This is a genomic window from Thermocrinis albus DSM 14484 (assembly GCF_000025605.1).
Taxonomy (GTDB): domain Bacteria; phylum Aquificota; class Aquificia; order Aquificales; family Aquificaceae; genus Thermocrinis; species Thermocrinis albus.
In genome coordinates this window covers 323124-342186 of record NC_013894.1, presented here as the reverse complement: position 1 = coordinate 342186, position 19063 = coordinate 323124, and the positions used below count along the sequence as shown (strand labels likewise).

At 48.6% G+C, this 19063-nt stretch carries 20 protein-coding genes; 13 read left to right on the top strand and 7 right to left on the bottom strand.

Annotated elements, in window-relative coordinates:
- The 6 genes from THAL_RS01690 to THAL_RS01665 are packed head-to-tail and all read left to right on the top strand — an operon-like array spanning window position 1 to window position 4465.
- Window positions 1-981: a DHH family phosphoesterase gene (locus THAL_RS01690; RefSeq protein WP_012991383.1), complete on the top strand. Its 981-nt coding sequence runs from the start codon at window positions 1-3 to the stop codon at window positions 979-981.
- Entirely contained in the window at window positions 981-1826 is an 846-nt protein-coding gene (locus THAL_RS01685; RefSeq protein WP_012991382.1) for a deoxyribonuclease IV, read from the top strand. Before THAL_RS01690 ends, THAL_RS01685 begins: the two co-directional genes overlap by 1 nt.
- Complete coding sequence (locus THAL_RS01680) at window positions 1810-2682, top strand: damage-control phosphatase ARMT1 family protein (protein ID WP_052293037.1); 873 nt, start codon at window positions 1810-1812, stop codon at window positions 2680-2682. Before THAL_RS01685 ends, THAL_RS01680 begins: the two co-directional genes overlap by 17 nt.
- Window positions 2683-2691: 9 nt before the next feature.
- A complete protein-coding gene (locus THAL_RS01675; protein WP_012991380.1) occupies window positions 2692-3714 on the top strand; it encodes a PhoH family protein in 1023 nt (340 codons plus the stop codon).
- Window positions 3656-4108, top strand: a complete 453-nt coding sequence (gene ybeY / locus THAL_RS08170) for an rRNA maturation RNase YbeY (RefSeq protein WP_245522245.1) — start codon at window positions 3656-3658, stop codon at window positions 4106-4108. The genes THAL_RS01675 and ybeY overlap by 59 nt, the downstream gene beginning before the upstream one ends.
- Window positions 4109-4120: 12 nt before the next feature.
- Window positions 4121-4465: a HesB/IscA family protein gene (locus THAL_RS01665; RefSeq protein ID WP_012991378.1), complete on the top strand. Its 345-nt coding sequence runs from the start codon at window positions 4121-4123 to the stop codon at window positions 4463-4465.
- Between the two features lie 2 nt (window positions 4466-4467).
- Here the strand turns inward: THAL_RS01665 and THAL_RS01660 are convergent, their stop codons facing one another.
- The gene (locus THAL_RS01660; protein WP_041434064.1) at window positions 4468-4857 is read right to left on the bottom strand and encodes a YbbR-like domain-containing protein; all 390 of its coding nucleotides are present in this window, start codon (window positions 4855-4857) and stop codon (window positions 4468-4470) included.
- Window positions 4839-6089 (bottom strand): M48 family metalloprotease, encoded by a 1251-nt coding sequence (locus tag THAL_RS01655; protein ID WP_012991376.1) that lies wholly within the window; start codon window positions 6087-6089, stop codon window positions 4839-4841. Before THAL_RS01655 ends, THAL_RS01660 begins: the two co-directional genes overlap by 19 nt.
- A gap of 22 nt (window positions 6090-6111) precedes the next feature.
- On the opposite strand from THAL_RS01655, the gene alr reads away from it, so the two are divergent.
- The 3 genes from alr to guaA all read left to right on the top strand — a co-directional run bounded on the left by alr (window position 6112) and on the right by guaA (window position 10031).
- The gene (gene alr / locus THAL_RS01650; protein WP_012991375.1) at window positions 6112-7125 is read left to right on the top strand and encodes an alanine racemase; all 1014 of its coding nucleotides are present in this window, start codon (window positions 6112-6114) and stop codon (window positions 7123-7125) included.
- Window positions 7126-7269: 144 nt separating this feature from the next.
- Window positions 7270-8454, top strand: coding sequence for a porin (locus THAL_RS01645; protein WP_012991374.1), 1185 nt, complete (start codon window positions 7270-7272; stop codon window positions 8452-8454).
- A gap of 50 nt (window positions 8455-8504) precedes the next feature.
- Window positions 8505-10031 carry a glutamine-hydrolyzing GMP synthase gene (gene guaA, locus THAL_RS01640; RefSeq protein WP_012991373.1) on the top strand — a complete coding sequence of 509 codons (1527 nt, stop codon included), beginning with the start codon at window positions 8505-8507 and terminating at the stop codon, window positions 10029-10031.
- A gap of 11 nt (window positions 10032-10042) precedes the next feature.
- Here guaA and THAL_RS01635 read toward each other — a convergent pair whose 3' ends face one another.
- Complete coding sequence (locus tag THAL_RS01635; RefSeq protein WP_012991372.1) at window positions 10043-11389, bottom strand: RNA-guided endonuclease InsQ/TnpB family protein; 1347 nt, start codon at window positions 11387-11389, stop codon at window positions 10043-10045.
- 116 nt (window positions 11390-11505) lie between these two features.
- Here THAL_RS01635 and THAL_RS01630 point away from each other — a divergent pair, with 116 nt between their 5' ends.
- Both THAL_RS01630 and hisC read left to right on the top strand, forming a co-directional pair.
- Window positions 11506-11757, top strand: a complete 252-nt coding sequence (locus THAL_RS01630; RefSeq protein ID WP_012991371.1) for a hypothetical protein — start codon at window positions 11506-11508, stop codon at window positions 11755-11757.
- Window positions 11754-12809 carry a histidinol-phosphate transaminase gene (hisC, locus tag THAL_RS01625; protein WP_012991370.1) on the top strand — a complete coding sequence of 352 codons (1056 nt, stop codon included), beginning with the start codon at window positions 11754-11756 and terminating at the stop codon, window positions 12807-12809. The genes THAL_RS01630 and hisC overlap by 4 nt, the downstream gene beginning before the upstream one ends.
- On the opposite strand, the gene THAL_RS01620 is transcribed toward hisC, so the two are convergent.
- Window positions 12790-14031, bottom strand: a complete 1242-nt coding sequence (locus THAL_RS01620) for a ComEC/Rec2 family competence protein (RefSeq protein WP_012991369.1) — start codon at window positions 14029-14031, stop codon at window positions 12790-12792. The two genes, hisC and THAL_RS01620, sit on opposite strands and share 20 nt — an antisense overlap.
- A 20-nt stretch (window positions 14032-14051) precedes the next feature.
- On the opposite strand from THAL_RS01620, the gene purL reads away from it, so the two are divergent.
- Window positions 14052-16277, top strand: coding sequence for a phosphoribosylformylglycinamidine synthase subunit PurL (purL, locus tag THAL_RS01615; RefSeq protein ID WP_012991368.1), 2226 nt, complete (start codon window positions 14052-14054; stop codon window positions 16275-16277).
- The gene (gene lspA, locus THAL_RS01610; RefSeq protein ID WP_012991367.1) at window positions 16247-16765 is read left to right on the top strand and encodes a signal peptidase II; all 519 of its coding nucleotides are present in this window, start codon (window positions 16247-16249) and stop codon (window positions 16763-16765) included. The genes purL and lspA overlap by 31 nt, the downstream gene beginning before the upstream one ends.
- On the opposite strand, the gene THAL_RS01605 is transcribed toward lspA, so the two are convergent.
- Genes THAL_RS01605 through nadA form a run of 3 tightly spaced genes read right to left on the bottom strand, consistent with a single transcriptional unit; the run spans window position 16699 to window position 19038 of the window.
- Window positions 16699-17034, bottom strand: a complete 336-nt coding sequence (locus THAL_RS01605; RefSeq protein ID WP_012991366.1) for a hypothetical protein — start codon at window positions 17032-17034, stop codon at window positions 16699-16701. The two genes, lspA and THAL_RS01605, sit on opposite strands and share 67 nt — an antisense overlap.
- Window positions 17012-18082 carry a flavodoxin-dependent (E)-4-hydroxy-3-methylbut-2-enyl-diphosphate synthase gene (ispG, locus tag THAL_RS01600; RefSeq protein WP_012991365.1) on the bottom strand — a complete coding sequence of 357 codons (1071 nt, stop codon included), beginning with the start codon at window positions 18080-18082 and terminating at the stop codon, window positions 17012-17014. Before ispG ends, THAL_RS01605 begins: the two co-directional genes overlap by 23 nt.
- A complete protein-coding gene (nadA, locus tag THAL_RS01595; protein WP_012991364.1) occupies window positions 18079-19038 on the bottom strand; it encodes a quinolinate synthase NadA in 960 nt (319 codons plus the stop codon). Before nadA ends, ispG begins: the two co-directional genes overlap by 4 nt.
- Between the last annotated feature and the right edge of the window lie 25 nt (window positions 19039-19063).

Genomic DNA, 19063 nt, shown 5'->3' with positions numbered 1-19063 from the left:
ATGTTGGAGGAAAGGGTACCTCTCATAGATTTGCTGAGTAGAGAAGAGGGAAGTATTCTCATAGCTTCCCACGAAAACCCGGATGCAGACACTTTGGGTAGTGCGTTGGCCCTTTATCTCTTCCTCAAGAAGAAGGGTAAGAGGGTTTACGTAGGTTGTAAGGATCCTGTGCCTCACTTTTTGGACTTTCTGCCAGGAGCTTCGGAGGTGGTGAGACTTCCCCTACCTCAGGTTTTCAGCGTGGCGATAGTGGTGGATGCCTCCGGCTTTTACAGGGTAGGAGCGCCCGTTGATGCCTACACACGGGTACGTATAGACCACCACATAGGAGGAGAGTTTTACGGAGAGTACGATTACATAGATACGGAGGCTCCTGCCACAGCCAGTTTAGTTTACAAACTCCTCAAACTCTGGGATGAGAAGGAGATAGATCCTCAGATAGCCGAGTGTCTCTATGCGGGACTTGCTACCGATACAGGCTTTTTCAGGTACTCCAACACCAACGCCGAAGTGTTTCAGATGGCCAAAGAACTAACTCAGCTGGGAGCAGACCCTTACAGAACTTACACCATGTTCAGCGAAAGAGAGTCTTTGGCCAAGATGAAGCTCATATCCCGTGTTCTGGATACCCTCACCCTCTACGAGGACGGTAAGGTGGCCGGTATAGTGATTCTGGACCGTTTCCTCCGTGAGACAGGTGCCCAGTATCCGGACACAGAAGGTTTGGTGAACTTCCCACGTAGTATAGAGGGTGTAGAAGTGGCCTTTGCCCTGATAGAAAAACCCGACGAAGGTGTGTTTAAGGTGTCTTTACGATCCAAAAACGGTGTCAACGTGGCACGTATAGCGGAGAGATTGGGAGGTGGTGGTCACAGGTACGCCAGCGGTTGTAAGATAAGAGCCGGTTCTGTGGAAGAAGCCCTTCAGAAACTCCTACACTCCATACGGCAAGAGCTGGTGGAGGAAAAGGTAAAGGTCTGATGCCCCTTTTTGGACTTCACGTCTCTTCAGCGGGTTCTTGGGTCCTCACCTTTGAAAGGGCTAAAGAGCTAAATGCGGAGGTTTTTCAGTTCTTCCTTAGAAGTCCCAGAAGCTGGAAGATAAAAGAGTATACCCCCGAAATCTTACATCAGTTTATTGAAAAGCGTAAAAACTGGAAAGGCCCCCTCATGGTACACGCACCTTACCTTATAAACTTGGCCACAGATAAGGAGGATCTCCTGGAAACTTCCGTCAGAGTTGTGGCGGAGGAATTAGCGCTGTGTGACCAGCTTCTGATAGACTACTACGTTTTGCATCCTGGAACCGCTCACGGAGATGTGAGGGAAGCCGTCAGAAAAGTTGTGTCTTCCTTAGAGAAGATCCTGAGTATCTACGAACCTAAACACACCATGCTACTCATAGAGAACACTGCCGGGGAGAGGGGAGATATAGGTAAGAGTGTGGAGGAACTGGCCCTTCTTACAGAGCCTTTTCCTCACGATAAGGTGGGGGTGTGTATAGACACTTGTCATGCTTTTGCTTATGGTTATGCCATCAACACAGCAGAAGGCTTTGAACTCTTTAAGCTATCCCTGGACGGTAAGGTGGGTATACAGAGGGTTAAGGCCATACACTGCAACGACTCTAAAGTACCTCTGGGAGCAAGGAAGGATCGTCATCAACACATAGGGTATGGTTACATAGGGCGTGATGGCTTTGCCAACTTTCTTCGGGACGAGTATTTTTCCCAACTACCCTACTATCTTGAGACACCTAAGGAAGGGGATTGGGATACTAAGAACCTAAACACCCTTAAGGAGCTCTACAGTGAGGTCACATCCTGAGTGCGTTCCGTGTCTTCTTCAACAGGGACTCAACGCAGTACAGAAGTTGAACCTTTCGGCAGACCAACAGATGCATATACTTCTGGAACTGGCACGCTACTTAGCTTCTCATCAGGACCTTACCCTCTCACCGGCTCACTACGCTTATCACATACAGAGACTGGTAAAGGAAGTTACGGGAGTGGAGGACCCCTTCTACCAAGTCAAAAAAGTATCCAACCGTGTGGCTCTAAAACTTTTGCAGGAGCTTTCCCAGCTTCCTACAGAGGATCCTCTGGAGAGGGCCATAAAGCTGTCAGGCGCTGGCAACGCGGTGGACTTTGCCATAGCCCAGCAACTGGACCTTGAGGAAAGGGTTAAGGAGATCCTCAACACCGAACCTGCCCTCTTTGAGTACCCTCTCTTTTTGGAGAGACTTCAGAAGGCAGAAAAGGTGCTCATTATAGGAGATAACGCAGGTGAGATAGTTTTGGATCGCTTGCTGGTGGAGGAACTCATCAAGAGAGGTAAGGAAGTGATATACGCCGTGAAAGGTGCTCCCATCCTCAACGACGCTCTTATGGAGGATGCAGAGGAAGCCGGCCTCACTTCCCTCTGCCGAGTTGTCAGTAACGGTTCCGATAGGGTAGGTACAGTTCTGGAAGATTGTTCCCAAGAGTTTCGGCGCCTTTTCCAAGAGGCTCACCTGGTTATAAGTAAGGGGCAGGCCAACTTTGAAACCCTATCAAAGGCAGACAGAGAGATCTTCTTTCTTCTCACTGTGAAGTGTCTTCCTATAGAGAGGGAGACAGGAGGGAAGAAAGGTAGGATCTTTTTCGGAACTTGTCAAGGGAAGAAAAATCGTTATACTTTTTAATTGGTGCAGGTGGAAGAGAGGATAGACTTAGGAAGTTTCGACGAGAGGTTTTACGCTATAGTAGGCAGAGGCGACGAGAATCTAAAGCAGTTTTCCCAGCTCTTCGGTGTTAAAGTGACGGCAAGAGGCACCGAGGTCATCATAAAGGGGGAGGAGGAGAAAGTAAGGGCGCTTGCCGACTTTATAAGAACCATCATGAGGGAGATAAAGACCACACCCATGACGGCACAGGAAGTAAGAGAAAGAGCGAAGGCTCTGTTGAAAGCACGTCCTCAAGAAACAACACCTCAGACCCAGGAAGAAGTTATCTTGGTAACTCACAGGAAAAAGGCCATAGTTCCCAAGACACCCACCCAGAAGTTGTACGTACAAGCGATAAGGGAGAAGGACATAGTGTTCGGTGTGGGTCCGGCAGGTACCGGTAAGACCTATCTGGCTATGGCTATGGCGCTGGCTCATATAAAGGAGGGTAAGGTCAACAAGATAATCCTCACAAGGCCAGCCATAGAAGCGGGTGAGAAGCTGGGTTTTCTACCGGGGGGTATAGCGGAGAAGGTAGATCCTTACCTAAGACCCCTCTACGATGCCCTCTATGATATGGTGGATTACGACAAAGCTACTTATATGCTGGAGAGGAACGTTATAGAGATAGCACCTCTGGCCTTCATGCGGGGTAGGACCCTCAACGATGCCTTTATAATACTGGACGAAGCTCAGAACGCTACAAGAGATCAGATGAAGATGTTCCTCACCCGTATAGGTTTCGGCTCCAAAGTAGTGATAACGGGAGACATAACCCAGATAGACCTTCCCAAAAAGGAGGAGTCGGGTCTGGTAGAGGCTATAAAGGTACTACAGGGGATAGAAGAGATAGCCTTCGTGTGGTTTTCCCAAGAAGACGTAGTTAGGCACCCCATAGTGGCGAGGATAATAAGGGCTTATGAGGAGTACGAAAAACAAAGTTCTTCTGAGAGTGGAGAGAGGAAGAGTAAGAAGAAGGTGGTTAAAGGCTCTACTGCTGAAGGCTCTTGACCTTCTCCACCTTAAGAAGGTGGAGCTGAGCCTTTACATCACCACAGATCAGGTGATAAGAGAACTCAACAGGGAGTATAGGGGAAAGGATAAACCCACCGACGTGCTTTCTTTTCCCATAGGGGAAAAGGTGGGTTCCTTTACCCTCTTGGGAGACATAGTGATATCCTGGGACACCGCTAAAAAACAGGCAAAGGAGTACGGACACTCCACCGAGGAGGAGATAAAGAGACTTGCTTTACACGGTCTTGTACACCTTTTGGGTTACGATCACGAACTGGGTGGTGAGGAGGAGAGAAAATTCTTCTCCTTAGAGAACTATCTTCTCTCTGAGCTTTCTCATATTGCACCGTGGAGTTGGGGGGCTAATTTTTTGAAAAGGAAAAACTCTTAAGGAGGTAGTAAGATGCAGAAGGTAAGCTTTAACTTTTACGCCACCGAGAAGGCTGTGCAGGAAGTTCTCAGGATAGCACAGGAGAATGGAATAACCGAACCTATCCTGAGGATAAGGGTTGTTCCCGGAGGATGCTCCGGATTCCAGTACGCCATGGGTTTTGACGACACGGTAGAGGAGGGTGACCACGTTTTTGAGTTCGGTGGTCTGAAGATAGCTATAGATCAGTTCTCTATGCCTTACGTCAACAACGCCGAGCTGGACTACGTGGTGGACTTTATGGGAGGTGGTTTCACCATAAGGAACCCCAACGTGACGGGATCCTGCGGTTGCGGCAACTCCTTCTCCTGCGGCTGAGGTTATCGGTCCCCCTCCGGGGGGGCTTTTGATATCTTCACTTTTACATACTCTGGGTGAACGCTTTCAGGGAAAGCGAGGAACTTAAAGGGTGTCTCTACTTGAACCTTCAGTGTATAACTACCTTCCGATAAACCCCTTACGTCCACGTAAGCCTTAACACCCTCTACCACGTCTTCAGGCATAAGCCTCTCTATGAGAAGGAGCTTTATCTTCACCTTTTTTACGCTGAGGTGATAGGAAAACCCCTGTTGAGGGTGGAGGATCTCCACAGGTTTTTCCACTGTGACGGGTACCCGGGTACCGAAGTTGACCACAAACCACAGGGAAAAACCCACCGTAAGGGCTATCAGTTTGAGGGGTATATCTTCCGTTAGCAACCCCTTGAGCATCTTCTGAGTCTCTCTTGGGCATCGTAAACCCATGGTCTTTCACCTCCCGCCAGCTGAAGGGCCGTTCTGTAGTTTTCCACAGCTCTCTCACTATCTCCCATAGCTTCGTAACACCTACCCAGGTAGTAGTAAGTGTCTGGATAGCTGGGTATGAGATCTCTGGCTCTTCTCAGGTAATTTACGCTTCTAGGATAATCACCTGTTATAAAGAGGACATAACCGTAGGCGTAGTTGGTGGAAAAGACTTGAGGCATTTCTCTGTAAGCTCTTTCTACGTAAGAGAGGGCATCTTTCCCTCTTCCCATACGGGCCAGTATCATACCTGCGTACACTCTGGCCATATAGTTTCTGTCATAGAGTCTTATGGCCCTCTCCATGTAGAGGAGTGCTGTTCTCAAGTCACCTTTTTGGTAGTACTTCTTTCCTTCCGCAAAGGCATCAAAGGAGGGTTTTGTGGCAAGGAGGGACCTCTTTATCTTCTGAAACTCCTCGGTGTCGTCCACCAAAGTACCGCTTGGCCTTAGCGATCTTATTAGATCTTTAGTTTCTTCAATGCGCGTCTTGGGAAGGGGATGGGTGGAGAGCCACTCTACCCTCTCATCACCACCCACCTTTTCTAAGATGCGAAAGGTGCCTATAAGACCGTTGGGATCATAACCTGCTCTGATGGCATAGATGACACCGTATCTGTCTGCCTCCCTCTCTTGATCCCTGCTGAACTTAAGACTCATAAGCTGGGCTCCTATCTCCCCAAAGCGTACCAAGAGAGGGCCGTAAGCTTTATCCTGAAGAAATACTGAACCTATCTGTAAAAGCAGATTCATGGCCACCATTTTTTCCATAAAGCGAGCGTGATGTCGAGCGTTGAGGTGGCCCAGCTCGTGTCCCAACACACCCGCCAGCTCACTCTCCTTTTCCAGGCGCATCAAAAGTCCCCGCGTTATCATAATGGGTCCACCGGGCAAAGCAAAGGCGTTTACCTGATCAGAGTTCACCACGTAAAAACTGTAAGGTAGGTTCCTTTCGGTGTGTCTTGCCAGCCTCATACCCACTTCCGACACGTACCTTTGCACCTGAGGGTCCGGATACAGACCGTCCATCTCCTCTATAGCCAGAGGCACGTATGCTTTTCCTATGCGTATCTCCTCCTCCTCAGGCAGGAGGGTAAAGGAGGAAGAAACCTGAGCACACGAAAAGAGGAAAAGAAGGATAAAACTCAAAAGAGCCCTCATAGGTTAAAATATTAAAGCCTCAATGCGCATTCTTCTGGAGATAAACAGAGATGCCCTTTTACAGAACGTAAAGAGGATAAACACCTTCACCGGTAAAAAACTGATAGCGGTGGTAAAGGCCAACGCCTACGGCGTAGGAGCAACTCTGATAGCATCTCTTTTAGAACCTCTTGAGGAAGTAGCCGCTTTTGCGGTAGCCTGCGTAGAGGAGGGGGTAGAACTGAGAGAGGCTGGTGTGAAAAAACCCATTCTGGTGCTGGGAGGTGTTCTCCCAGAGGAGCTGGAGGAACTCGTAAGATGGAACCTCACTCCCGTAGTGTCCCATCCCTCCCATCTGAAAGCTTTAGAAGGGAGCTTCGTTAAGTTTCACGTCAAGTACGATACGGGGATGGGACGGTTGGGTTTTCTGGAGGAAATTATTCAGGACCGTAGAGTGGAAGGAGTTATGACTCATCTTTCTCATCCTGCCGACAGATCTTTTACTTTAAAACAGATAGAAACCTTCAGAAAGATAGTGAGTCATTACAGAGGAGTAAAATGGGTGCATCTGGAAAGTTCTGCTGGGTTAATTTACCGCGTAGATTACGCCACCCACGTGAGGGTAGGTCTTGCCCTTTACGGTGAAAAACCTCTTTCCTCTTACCCCATAGAGCTGTCTCCAGCTCTATCCCTAAAGGCCCGTATCATCTCGGTGAAGGTGTTGCCTGCAGGACACCGGGTGTCTTATGGTGATAGCTGTGTACTGAAGAGGGACACTCGCGTAGGAGTTGTGGCCATAGGCTACGCAGACGGCCTTCTTAAGAGTCTCTCAGGGAAAGCCCGCTTTTATTACAGAGGTGTTCCTGTCCCCCTTCTGGGAAACATCACCATGGACATGACCATGGTGGATCTCTCCTCTGTGGAAGCAGAAGTAGGTGACTGGGTGGAGATAGTAGGACCCCACCAGAGCTTTACTCAGTTGGCAAAAGAAGCAGGTACCATACCTTACGAACTCATGTCCCTCCTTTCCAGAAGGGTTCACAGAGTTTTTGCGTAAAAGCAAAAAGGCCCCCTTACCAAAAGCCTTACTTTTCAAAAAGGAATTTTTACATTTTGCAAAAAAACCACTTCAAAAAAACTTGACAGATCTTCATCCATGTGCTATCATAAAAACTAACAAAACCTCAAAGGAGGGTAAGCTATGAGGAAAAAGCTACTTCTGACGGCACTACTGGTGGGAGCCACCGGTGCCAACGCAGCGGTCATCAGAATCGACGAAGACACCTTTGCCAACACGGGCCTCAAACTCCAGATCTGGGCTCAGCGCTTAGGAAAAACCACTCCCGGTGGTAAAGACTACACGGACTTCTCTATAAGCAGCGCACGTATCTACTTTAACGGTCAGGTCAACAAGTACGTCCAGTTTGGTGCCAACTTGGAGTTTGCTGTACACCCTGGTCCTGCCGGTAGGGGAACTCACCAAGGCATTGGTACCAAAAATACTAGCACCTCAAGGGCCCAAGATGCCTTCATCAACCTGAAGGCTTCCGACGAGCTTCAGCTGATGGCAGGTCTCTACAGGTTACCCTTCAGCAGAGCATCCCTCACCGACAGCTACCAATACATAATTCCCACAGGCTACGGTTACAGCACAAGGGGTAACTACTTTGCACCCTTTACCATAGGATCTAACTCTAACATGGGTAACAGCTACAGAGATGCGGGTGTGACCCTCTGGGGTAACCTGCTGGACGGTATGATCAAGTACCAGCTGGGTGTCTTTGACGGTAGATGGGATCATGTAAATCCAAATGGTCTTGGTGTGAAGGACAACCTCGCCTTTTCCGGAAGGATCCAGTTCACACCCACCATGCTGGGCTTCAAACCTGAGAAGGGCTATACCCTTGCTGACACCTATCTCGGAAAGCAGAACGTGCTGAGCATAGGTCTCGGTTACAACGCCCAAAAGTGGGACAATGGCCAAGGCTTTAGCGGTACCGCCAAGGCATGGGTGGTGGACGCCATGTGGGAGCAGAAGTTTGGAGACTTGGTGCCCAACCTCCAGCTTGGCTACCAAGACAGAAAGGACATGCCTGGTACTGCACCCAACAAGGTGAAGGACAGGGCCTACTACGTGCAAGGTCAGCTCCTCTACGATCAGGTGGTGGGTATAGGTAAGCCTGCCATAGCCTTCAGATACGAAAAGCAGGATGACAGAAGTGCTGCCAACCAGGATACAGACAGGTACGGTGTGTTTGTCAACTACTACATAAAGGGTCATGACGCCAAGATACAGCTTGGCTTTGACTCCGTAAAACTGAAGAACAAAACACCTAACGAAAAGAACTACACAGACGTAACGCTGGCTTTACAAACTCAGTTCTAAGCTAAGGAAACTCTGTGGCCCCCGTCAGGGGGCCTTTATTTTTTTATGGTATGAGAAGGGGTGTTCTAGTCCTTAACTTTGGTTCTCAGTATGTTCAGCTTATAGCACGGCGTATAAGGGAACTGGGTGTTTACAGCGAGATAATCCCCTACTGGACCAGTGCGGAAGAAATAAAAACCAAGGAGCCTTATGGAATTATCCTGTCGGGTGGTCCTGCTTCCGTTTACCAAGAGGGAGCTCCCCTTCCTGATGCTGGTATCTACCGTCTGGGTGTTCCCCTTTTGGGTATCTGTTATGGCCTTCAGGTGATGGTGCATCAGTGGGGTGGTAAAGTGGAGAGGGCCACCCGTCAGGAGTATGGGAGAGCTCGTCTCACGATCATTAAGAGAGATATCCTCTTTGAAGGTCTTCCTGAGGAAATGGATGTTTGGATGAGTCACGCCGACAAGGTCTCTTCTCTGCCGGAAGATTTTGAAGTGCTGGCCATCTCCGAAAACTCCCCTTATGCGGTGGTGAGACACAGAGAACTTCCCCTTTACGGTCTTCAGTTTCATCCCGAGGTTTCTCATACTCCTTACGGTAAGGATCTTCTGGCCCGTTTCCTCTTTGGTATCTGTAAAGCTCCCGCCCACTGGCAGATGGGTGATATCCTTAAGGAAAAGATAGAAGAGATACGCTCTCAGGTAAAGGGAAGGAAGGTGATATCTGCCCTTTCGGGGGGTGTAGATTCCACAGTAGCTGCAGTTCTTACCCACAGAGCGGTGGGAGATCTTCTGGAGTGTGTCTTTGTGGATCATGGCCTTTTGCGTAAGGGAGAGTTAGAACAGGTCACAGAGGCCTTTAGAAAAATGAACCTTCCCTTTCGCGTAGTGTCGGCAGGTAAGCTGTTTCTGGAAAGGCTGAGGGGAGTTGAGGATCCGGAGGAGAAACGCAGGATCATAGGTCACACCTTTATAGAGGTGTTTGAAAAGGAGGCTGAGAAAATAGGTGCCCAGCTTCTCCTCCAGGGTACTCTTTATCCTGATGTGGTGGAGAGTGCAGGTATAGCTGGTTCTCAAGTTATAAAGTCCCACCACAACGTGGGAGGATTGCCAGAGAAGATGAACCTGGAACTTCTGGAGCCTCTGAGGGACATGTTTAAAGATGAGGTGCGTCAGTTGGGTAAGCTTTTAGGCATACCCGACGAGATCTTAAACAGACATCCTTTCCCGGGTCCAGGTCTTGCCATAAGGATACTGGGTGAGGTAAAAGAAGAAGACTTGGAACTCCTCCGTGAGGCCGACTACATCTTCGTGGAGGAACTCAAAAGGTGGGGACTTTACCACCGCGTGTGGCAGGCTTTTGCTGTTCTTTTGCCGGTAAAAAGTGTGGGTGTTATGGGAGATCAAAGAACTTACGAGAGGGTAATAGCCCTCAGAGCTGTGGACAGTGTGGATGGTATGACGGCAGACTGGTCAAGACTACCCTATGACTTTCTGGATCACGTGATGAGAAGAATCATAAACGAAGTTAAGGGGATAAACAGAGTGGTTTACGACATATCTTCTAAACCTCCCGCCACCATAGAATGGGAGTGAACTACCCCGCATCAAAGATGCGGAGCTTCGTGGTGGGTCTGGACACTTAACGTGTCCCTTACCACCACGGGCGGGTTCACACCACCCCTACTCCTGCCTATACCACCGTACAGTGGTATAGCGGAGCTACTTCCCTTTAGCTTGTAAAATACCCTCAGCCTCACAGGTCTTCCCAGAGCGGTTTCAAGGTCAAACTTTCTGAGCTTCTTGAGATAGTTCCTCACTGCGTTGACATCAGCATTCAAAAGTCCAAGAGAGGTTCTGAAAAGTCCTCTCTTTATCCTTCCTTCAGGGGTGTAGTTTTCTTTGCTAACTCCACAAAAGAGCGTGGAGTCTACCCCTGAAGTGTAGCTCTCATCTATGTAATCCACACTTATACCGTATTCCAGAGCTTTATACTCCAGATACTCCTTCGCCTTCCCGTGTGGAAGCAGGCTCCATATCTGGTCCGCCACGGAGTTCAGTTTGCTCTCTTTGTTCTTATCCCTCACCGCATCTCCTATGTAGATTTCTTTCACTCCGTGCTTGATTGCAAGCTCAAGTATCAGATTTGATACCGTATGAGCGTAGTGCCTTAAAAGTCTCTTTATCTTCACCCAGAGCTTGCTTATCCTCTCCTCCACCCTGTGGTAGGGAAGTCCCTTGTTCTTGAGATTGTCTTTTAAGCTCTGGAGCTTTGCTATCTTCTTTAAATACTTCCTGAGCAGGCCCTTTAGTCCTTTTCCGTCTATTATGTAAGGAGTCTTTATCCCTTCTATCCCCACCACCATGAAGTTTCCTGAGTTTGGGTCTATTACCATTACCTTGTTTCCTGAATACTCCCTGTTTTCTATTTTATGCTCGTAGATTATGTGAAGCTCAAACCCTGTCCCTTTAGGGACTATCTGGATATTCTTCACGAGCTCCTCTCTCAGTTCAAGCCCTGTCTCTATCCAGAGGTATTTGACGTGTATGTCGTGCCTTTCTCTGAGCCACCTTCTTAGCTCCTTAGAGAGACTGAGCCTCACTTTAGTGCCTATCACCTTAAAGCCTGTCCTGTCGTAAGTTAAGGTTCTGTGGGGTTTTCTCTTGGGCCTGAATTTGGGAGGCTTTACCTTCTCAGACCAGTTTTTGTAGGCTCTTACAAGCTCATCTAAGACTATCTGGGCTGTTCTTGACTGGAGGGCTTTGAGGTGGATTGAGGAGTTTAGCTTGTTGTAGAGGTCAAACATATTAACCTTGGCAAGTTTGTTTTTGAGAAAGTAGAGAGCCTGGTTGTAGAGCTTTCCCGAGTGATAGGTAAGATACCCGAGGGCAATCCTGTACTCTTGGGGAAGGTCGTTTAAGGATATGGTGATACATCTTAGAGATTTTGGCATTCCTCAATATACCTCCTGATGATCTAAATCATATCATAGATACGGGGTTTTAGCCCACAAGTTTTTCTATAAAAGTTAAAAAAAGTGTTAAAATATCTTCCAAGGAGGTGTGAAAAATGGCAAGAAGAGGAAGAAAGAGAGGCGGAGCAAGATACAGGAGAGTCACCATATCTCTTCCCAAGAGACTGTATGCTATCCTCAACGGTATAGCTATGGGAGACGAGAGAAAACTCAACAGACTTATAAAGGGGATTCTTGAGGACAAACTTTTAGAATCCACCGTGGCTGAGTTGGAACTCTATCTTGGAAGGGGTGAGGAGGAAGAGGAGGAGGAAATGGCCGAATCCGAAGAACAGCCTAAGGAATGATAAGTGCGCGCATAAAGGGTCTGTCTCCTTACAAGACCGAAAAGAGGTCTGCGAAGGTAAAACTTTCCTCCAACGAACTTTCTTTGGATCTGCCGGCTGAGGTGAAAGAAGAGATAGCGCGGGCTGTGGCCCGCATTCCTTTTAACCGTTATCCTGATCCTCAGGCAACAGAACTCAAAGAAGCGGTGGCCCTAAGGTTCGGAGTGGACCCCTCTTGCGTGGTGTTGGGTAATGGTTCTGACGAACTCATTCAGTATCTGTGTATGGCGGTAGGTGAATCGGGAGATGCGGTCTTCTACCCCGTCCCCACTTTCCCCATGTATGGTATATCTGCCCAGACGGTGGGTAAAGAAAGGCTGGAGGTACCTTTGGGAGAGGATCTGGACATAGATCTGGACTCTTCCCTGAAAGAGATAAGGCGTAGAAAACCCATTTTAGCCTTCTTCTCCTACCCCAACAACCCTACAGGTAACTGCTTTGACAAAAACAAGATAACCGCCATAAGGAACGAAGGTGTCTTCTGTGTAATAGATGAAGCCTACTACCACTTTTCCGGCAAAACCTTCCTGGAAGAAGCCCTATCCAGAGAAGACACGGTAGTCCTAAGGACCCTTTCCAAAATAGGCATGGCTGGCCTCAGGGTGGGAGTGTTAATAGCCAGACAGGACGTGGCTGACTACATAAACAGGATGCGCTTACCCTTTAACATCACTTATCCTTCCCAGGTGATAGCGGTTCTGATGCTTACCAAGTTCTACCATTTTGTGGAGGAAGCGGTAAACACAGTAAAGAGGGAAAGGGATAGGCTAATGGATGCACTGCGTAGTATGAAGGGTGTGGAGGTGTTTCCTTCCGAAGCCAACTTCTTCCTGTTTAGAACACCGCTACCTGCCCCTTTGCTCCAGGAAAAGCTGCTGGAGGAGGGGGTTTTAGTGAGGGACGTGTCCTATCTTCCGCGCCTAGAAAGATGCCTGAGGGTAAGTATAGGAAAGCCTGAAGAGAACGACGCCTTTCTGGAAGCTCTCCACAAAGTTATAGAAAAGATGCTATAAGAAAGAGGGGAACCACCAAAAGCTTTCTGTAACCTTTCGTCAGGTATAGGATCAACATACCTACCACCTCCGTAACCACCACACCATAAAAGCTTACCTCCCACTCCAATTGAGGTGCCACTGTGGAGGCGTAGGCTACCGTGATGTTCATAACTTTTGCAAGGAATTCTAAAGGAAGTGAAGGGAGACTAAAGCCGGTAAAGAGATCCACAAACCCATAAAAACTGAAGGGTAGCACTATGGGTGTGAGGAGAGGGGTGAGGATCACTGTGAGGGGAGTGATGTGGGTAAAAAGGGCCAGTATGGGCGAGACACCCAGGAAAGCAAAGAAGGAGGCCCAGAGGGAACTAATCCACCAACCTTTTACACCCTCTGGAAAGGAGATGTTCCTGAAGGAGAGAATCAGAAAGGCTGTACCACAGAAGGACAGCCAGAAAGAGTAAGAGTAAACCATTTGGGGAAAGAGTACCAGTAACACCACTCCTGAAAAAAGAAGCAGACCGAAGATATCTGGTCTTTCGTAGAGAAGTCTTAGGATGATGTAGAGGAGGATCATAAAGTAGGCTCTCAGAACGGGGGGTTCCTGAGGGACCAGTAGTAAGGCGTAAGCGCTTATGACCACAGCCGACAACACAAGGCCGTACCTGTAGGGTAAGAGATGTCTGGTGAGAAGAAACAGAATACCCAGATGCCCTCCCGAAACCACCAGAAGGTGCACCAAACCTGTAGCGGTGTAGTAGTACTGTACGCGGAGGGGAAGAAGGCTCATGTCCTCACCCATAAAGAAGGTGGCCACCAAAGATCTCACGGAAGGATCTTTTATCTTTTCCTCTAATCTCTGTAACAGCCTTTCCCTCAGAGGCATGGGTCCGTAGTAAGGTTCCAGATCACCTGCATAGGTAGTCATCCATACCCTTCCCTCCTTCACCCTTACCTTCATCCAACCTTCTACTCGCCATGGATGATGAAAGTGAGAAGCACCGTACACTCTAAGGTAAGCTTTTTTCCCATACAGCTCAGGAAAGTCTCCACCCGTTATCTCACATCTACAGAGGACTCCTCCTTCTTCCTCTTGGCAGAAGGAAAGAAACCTGACGGACACCTTACCCTCTCCCATGTCTTCATCCCACAGAAAAGGATCCGGTTTTCCTCTCTGAAGGGCCAACAGAAGAGCCAGTGTAAAGAGGAGGAATAACTTCAGGTGTGGGAATCGGGCAGACATATTATAATTTTCTTTCACTTATGGAACTCTACTCAGCTTTTGGACTGACACAGGAGGAGTATTTAAAGATAAAGGAACGTTTGGGGCGTGAACCCAATCAGGTGGAGTTGGGTATACTGGGAGCTCTTTGGTCGGAGCACTGCTCTTACAAATCTTCCCGTAGGGTTCTGAAGCTCTTTCCTACGGAGGGTCCTCATGTTATACAGGGGCCGGGAGAGAACGCCGGAGTGGTGAAGCTGGATGACGAGGTTTGGTTAGCCTTTAAGATAGAGAGCCACAACCATCCTTCTTACATAGAACCCTTCAACGGTGCTGCCACAGGTGTAGGTGGTATCATAAGGGACGTACTGTCCATGGGCGCAAGACCCATAGCTCTTATGAACTCCCTCCGTTTCGGTTATCCCGTTAAAGGAAGAACCAGACATATCCTCAAAGGTGTAGTGAGAGGTATATCCCATTACGGTAATTCCATAGGGATCCCCAACGTAGGTGGTGAGACTTACTTTGAAGAGTGTTACGTTACCAACCCTCTCGTAAACGCCTTCTGCTTAGGTGTTATGCCTGCCGGCAGACTTTACAGGGCCAGAGCCACAAGGGTGGGACAGGTTCTATTTCTCATAGGTTCTTCTACTGGTAGAGATGGTATTCATGGTGCCGTTATGGCATCTGCCGAGGTCAGCACAGAGACGGAAGAGAAGAGATCTACCGTCCAGGTGGGAGATCCTTACTTTGGTAAAAAGCTGATAGAAGCCATTATGGAAATACTGGAAAAAGATCTCATAGTGGGTATGCAAGATCTGGGAGCCGGTGGTTTGGCAGGTGCTTCTTCGGAACTTGCCGGTAAGTCTCAGATGGGGGTAGAGTTGTTTCTGGAGAAGGTGCCCCAAAGGGAGGAGGGTATGACACCCTTTGAGATACTCCTGTCAGAGAGTCAGGAAAGAATGCTGTTGGTGGCGGAAGAAGAGGCCACAGAGGAGCTCTATCGCATAGCGAAAAAACACCATCTGGAAGGTGCGGTGGTGGGCAGAATGACAGATGATGGTTATCTGAGAGCCTTTTACATGGGAAGTATAGTGGCAGAGCTACCGGTAAGTCTGATTGTGCGAGAGGCACCCCTTTATCACAGACCCAGCGAGGAACCTGCTTACCTTAAGGAGCTGAGAAACTATAAGGACGAAGATCTACCTCAAGCACCCCTTAAGGAGTCGGTTTTTTTACTTCTGAGGTCTCCCAACGTATGTTCCAAAGAGGGGATATACACCCAGTACGACTATCAGGTAGGTACCAACACCGTTCTTAAACCTGGTGCTGACGCTGCTCTTCTGAGGATCAAGTGGGTGGTAAGACCGGAAGTGAAGTCTGAAAAGCTGGTGGCTCTCACCTGCGAAGGAAACGGTAGGATGGTGTTTCTGAATCCATACGAAGGGGGTAAATATCTGGTGGCAGAAGCTTTGAGAAACTTAGCGTGTGTAGGTGCTGAGCCTCTCGCCATAACGGACTGTCTTAATTTCGGCAATCCCGAAAGACCTGAGATCATGTGGCAGTTGGAGAAAGCGGTGGAAGGGATAGCGGACGCTTGTAGGTTCTTTGGTGTGCCTGTTGTGAGTGGAAACGTTTCCCTTTACAACGAAACTGTAGAGAAGGAAGGTGCTCGTAACGTGTATCCTACACCCATACTGGTGGCGGTAGGTAAAGTGGCTGGGCGTAGGTGGGTGTCCCACAGCTTTAGAGAAGAAGGTTCAGCCGTGTTCCTTATAGGTGATCTTAACAGAAAACTCACCTTGGGAGGGAGTGAGTTCCTTAAGGTGGTCCACTCTAAGGTGGCGGGAGATGTCCCTCCCGTAGATCTCGGGAAAGAGCTGGCCCTTCATAATCTTCTGAGGGAGGTGATAGAGAACGGTCTTATTCTCTCCGCTCACGATGTGTCGGTAGGTGGGCTTATGATAGCTCTTGTGGAAAGTGTGTTCTCCACAGGTTTAGGTTTAGAGATAGACCTTTATGAAGACGAGCGGCTGGATCTTTTCTTCTTTGCGGAGGATCCTACGAGGGTGGTGGTTAGTGTCCCGAGGGGTAAGGAGGAGGACTTTAAGGATGCTGTAGAAATGGCAGGACTTGACTGGCTCCTCTTAGGCAGAGTCATCGACAGACCCATCTTGGTGGTGAGAAACTACGGAGAGGAGATCTTTAAAGAAGAGGTAGCATCCTTGGAGAAGGTATGGAGAGAAGCGTTGGAAGAGTTTCTCTGATATACCTGCTTACTTCTGCGGTGGTCCTTGTGGTGGATCTCTGGACCAAGAAGCTGGCAGAAGAACTCCTGGCAGGGAAAGAGATACAGATACTCCCTTTTCTCAGCTTAGTGTTGGTGTATAACAAAGGTGTTGCCTTTGGACTGTTCTCGGACAGTCATGATCTTATAAGACTACCCATCCTCCTTTTGGCTCCTGTCCTAGCTCTCATAATTACCTTCTTTTACTCCCTCAAAAGGAAGGAGCCGGTGACCGGTTTTCTCATGGGACTGATAGGGGGTGGTTCTCTTGGGAACCTGTATGACAGGCTGTTTCTTGGGCAGGTGAGAGATTTTCTATACTTACACTACGGTTGGTTTTCATGGCCAGCTTTTAACATAGCAGATGCTTCCATCACCTGCGGTATCTTTCTCTATCTCCTTTATTCCTCTGGATTACATCTGTTCACGTTACCAAAGCACTGGGGACAGAGATCAAAGAACACCTGAAGCCCCAAACCACCCAGCATCATGTTGACTTGGGTGATGACCAGATTCTCCTGCCTTTCGGGCAGTATCTGATACTGTTGGAGACTCTTCCCACACTGAGTCACACCTTCCTGATCACCCAGCTTGTGAAACTGGAAGACAAGTCTTCTGGTACGCCTGCACTTCATCCACCTAGGTGACAGATCCAGCATCACAAAGTTTATGGTGATATTAGGATCTACCAGTTGTGCCTTTTGCAGGAGTTTCTCAAACTTTTCCTTCTCCGTCATGGCCTAACACCTCTTCCAGTAATGCTTGTACCATCTCTTCTTCTTCAACTCGTCTTACCGGTTTACCCTTCTTAAAGATCCACCCAAAACCTCTACCACAGGCCAAACCTACGTCCGCTTCTCTGGCTTCACCTATGGCGTTAACCACGCATCCCATCACCGCCACCTTGATGGGCTTCTCAATACCCTTGAGTTTTTCCTCTACTTCCTTCACTATTTTGGGAAGGTCCACCTCTATCCTGCCACAGGTGGGACACGCTACTATCTCCACACCCCTTCTCCTTATGCCGAGAGACTGGAGGATGGCGTAAGCTACCTCTACCTCCACTACAGGGTCGTCTGTCAGGGACACCCTCACCGTGTCTCCTATTCCTAAGTAGAGGAGAATGCCTATACCCACAGAAGACTTTACTATACCCTTGGTTCCCATACCTGCCTCTGTTATCCCTATGTGAAGGGGCACGTCTGTCTCCTTTGCAAACAGAAGGTTGGCCTTTATGTTTTCCATAACATCGGATCCTTTTATAGAAACCTTAAAGTTGTAAAAGCCCCACTTTTCAAACTTTTCCGACCACCTTATGGCACTTTCAAAGAGAGCCTGTGCACAAGGATGACCGTACTTTTCCAAAAGGTCCTTCTCTAATGATCCTGAGTTAACCCCTATCCTGATAGCCACACCCTTTCTCTTGGCCTCCTCCACTATCTCCCTCACTATCTCCTCCTTTCCTATGTTTCCCGGGTTTATCCTTATGCCGTGTACTCCCGCTTCCATGGATCGGAAGGCATAGGAAGGTGCAAAGTGGATGTCCGCTATCACAGGCATGGGAGAGTTCCTAACTATGTCGGGCAAGGCTATCACATCTTCCTCGTGGGGCACAGCCACCCTTATGAGCTCACATCCTGCCTCCCACAGTCTCTTTATCTGCTGTAGAGTCTCTTCCACCTTGTGGGTCTTAGTGGAGGTCATAGACTGAACCACCACGGGGGCTGATCCACCCACCTTCACCCATCCTACTTGGATCTGGCGCGTCTTTCTGCGCTGTATCATGTCAGTTCCAACATCCTCCTTATGGGAATCACTGCCCTCTCTATTATTTCCTCCGGCAGTGTCACTTCGTTGATCTCATCCCTTAGGGTGGTGTAGACCTTTTCCAGTGTTATGGCCTTCATGGTACAACAGTAAACGCTACCACAGTAGTTCATAGAATCCGGGAAGATATACTCCTTGTTGGGGTTCTTCTTCATGAGGGTGTGCTTGAGACCCACCTCCGTTATCACTATAACTCTCTGTGCGGGACATGTGGTAGCAAACTGCACTATTTGGGATGTGGATCCTACGAAGTCTGCCATGTCTATAACTTCTTGATGACATTCGGGATGAACGGCCACCGGAGCATCCGGATACTTCTCCTTCAGTTTTTTCACCTCACGGGCTGTGAACTCAAAGTGGGGGGGACAGAAACCCTGCCATATTATGAACTCCTTGTCGGGTACATGCCTCTTTACCCAGTTACCCAGCGCCTGATCGGGAACGAAGATGATCTTTCTGGCGGGCAGTTTCTGTACCACCTTTATAGCGTTGGCAGAGGTCACGCATACATCAGAGACGGCCTTCACCTCTGCGGTGGTGTTTACATAAGACACCACCATAGCATCGGGATGCTTCTCCTTCAGAGCCATAACCTGCTGAGGTGTTATCATGTCCGCCATGGGACAACCGGATTCCGGGTTGGGATGCAGAACCTTGCGGGTAGGGTTGAGGATCTTGGCTGTTTCGCACATGAACCTGACACCACAGAAGACTATTATCTCCGCATCTGTTTGGGCAGCTTTCCGTGAAAGCTCTAAGGAATCACCTACAAAGTCCGCTATCTCCTGAACCTCGGGTCTTTGGTAGTAATGGGCCAGTATAACAGCCTTTTTCTCCTCTGCCAGTCTTCTTATCTCTCTCTGAAGCTCTTGTACGGACCTTGTATCTTCCTTCTGGAGCTGGAATGTAAGCATAGTAAAGATAAAAATATATCCTTCC

Coding starts and splice junctions, on each gene's coding strand:
- ispG (WP_012991365.1), bottom strand. CDS start 18,082: ATGATACAGCGCAGAAAGACGCGCCAGATCCAAGTAGGATGGGTGAAG.
- THAL_RS01645 (WP_012991374.1), top strand. CDS start 7,270: ATGAGGAAAAAGCTACTTCTGACGGCACTACTGGTGGGAGCCACCGGT.
- THAL_RS01660 (WP_041434064.1), bottom strand. CDS start 4,857: ATGCTCAAGGGGTTGCTAACGGAAGATATACCCCTCAAACTGATAGCC.
- alr (WP_012991375.1), top strand. CDS start 6,112: ATGCGCATTCTTCTGGAGATAAACAGAGATGCCCTTTTACAGAACGTA.
- THAL_RS01630 (WP_012991371.1), top strand. CDS start 11,506: ATGGCAAGAAGAGGAAGAAAGAGAGGCGGAGCAAGATACAGGAGAGTC.
- THAL_RS01605 (WP_012991366.1), bottom strand. CDS start 17,034: ATGACGGAGAAGGAAAAGTTTGAGAAACTCCTGCAAAAGGCACAACTG.
- THAL_RS01620 (WP_012991369.1), bottom strand. CDS start 14,031: ATGTCTGCCCGATTCCCACACCTGAAGTTATTCCTCCTCTTTACACTG.
- purL (WP_012991368.1), top strand. CDS start 14,052: ATGGAACTCTACTCAGCTTTTGGACTGACACAGGAGGAGTATTTAAAG.
- THAL_RS01665 (WP_012991378.1), top strand. CDS start 4,121: ATGCAGAAGGTAAGCTTTAACTTTTACGCCACCGAGAAGGCTGTGCAG.
- THAL_RS01655 (WP_012991376.1), bottom strand. CDS start 6,089: ATGAGGGCTCTTTTGAGTTTTATCCTTCTTTTCCTCTTTTCGTGTGCT.
- guaA (WP_012991373.1), top strand. CDS start 8,505: ATGAGAAGGGGTGTTCTAGTCCTTAACTTTGGTTCTCAGTATGTTCAG.
- THAL_RS01685 (WP_012991382.1), top strand. CDS start 981: ATGCCCCTTTTTGGACTTCACGTCTCTTCAGCGGGTTCTTGGGTCCTC.
- THAL_RS01690 (WP_012991383.1), top strand. CDS start 1: ATGTTGGAGGAAAGGGTACCTCTCATAGATTTGCTGAGTAGAGAAGAG.
- lspA (WP_012991367.1), top strand. CDS start 16,247: ATGGAGAGAAGCGTTGGAAGAGTTTCTCTGATATACCTGCTTACTTCT.
- hisC (WP_012991370.1), top strand. CDS start 11,754: ATGATAAGTGCGCGCATAAAGGGTCTGTCTCCTTACAAGACCGAAAAG.
- nadA (WP_012991364.1), bottom strand. CDS start 19,038: ATGCTTACATTCCAGCTCCAGAAGGAAGATACAAGGTCCGTACAAGAG.
- THAL_RS01635 (WP_012991372.1), bottom strand. CDS start 11,389: ATGCCAAAATCTCTAAGATGTATCACCATATCCTTAAACGACCTTCCC.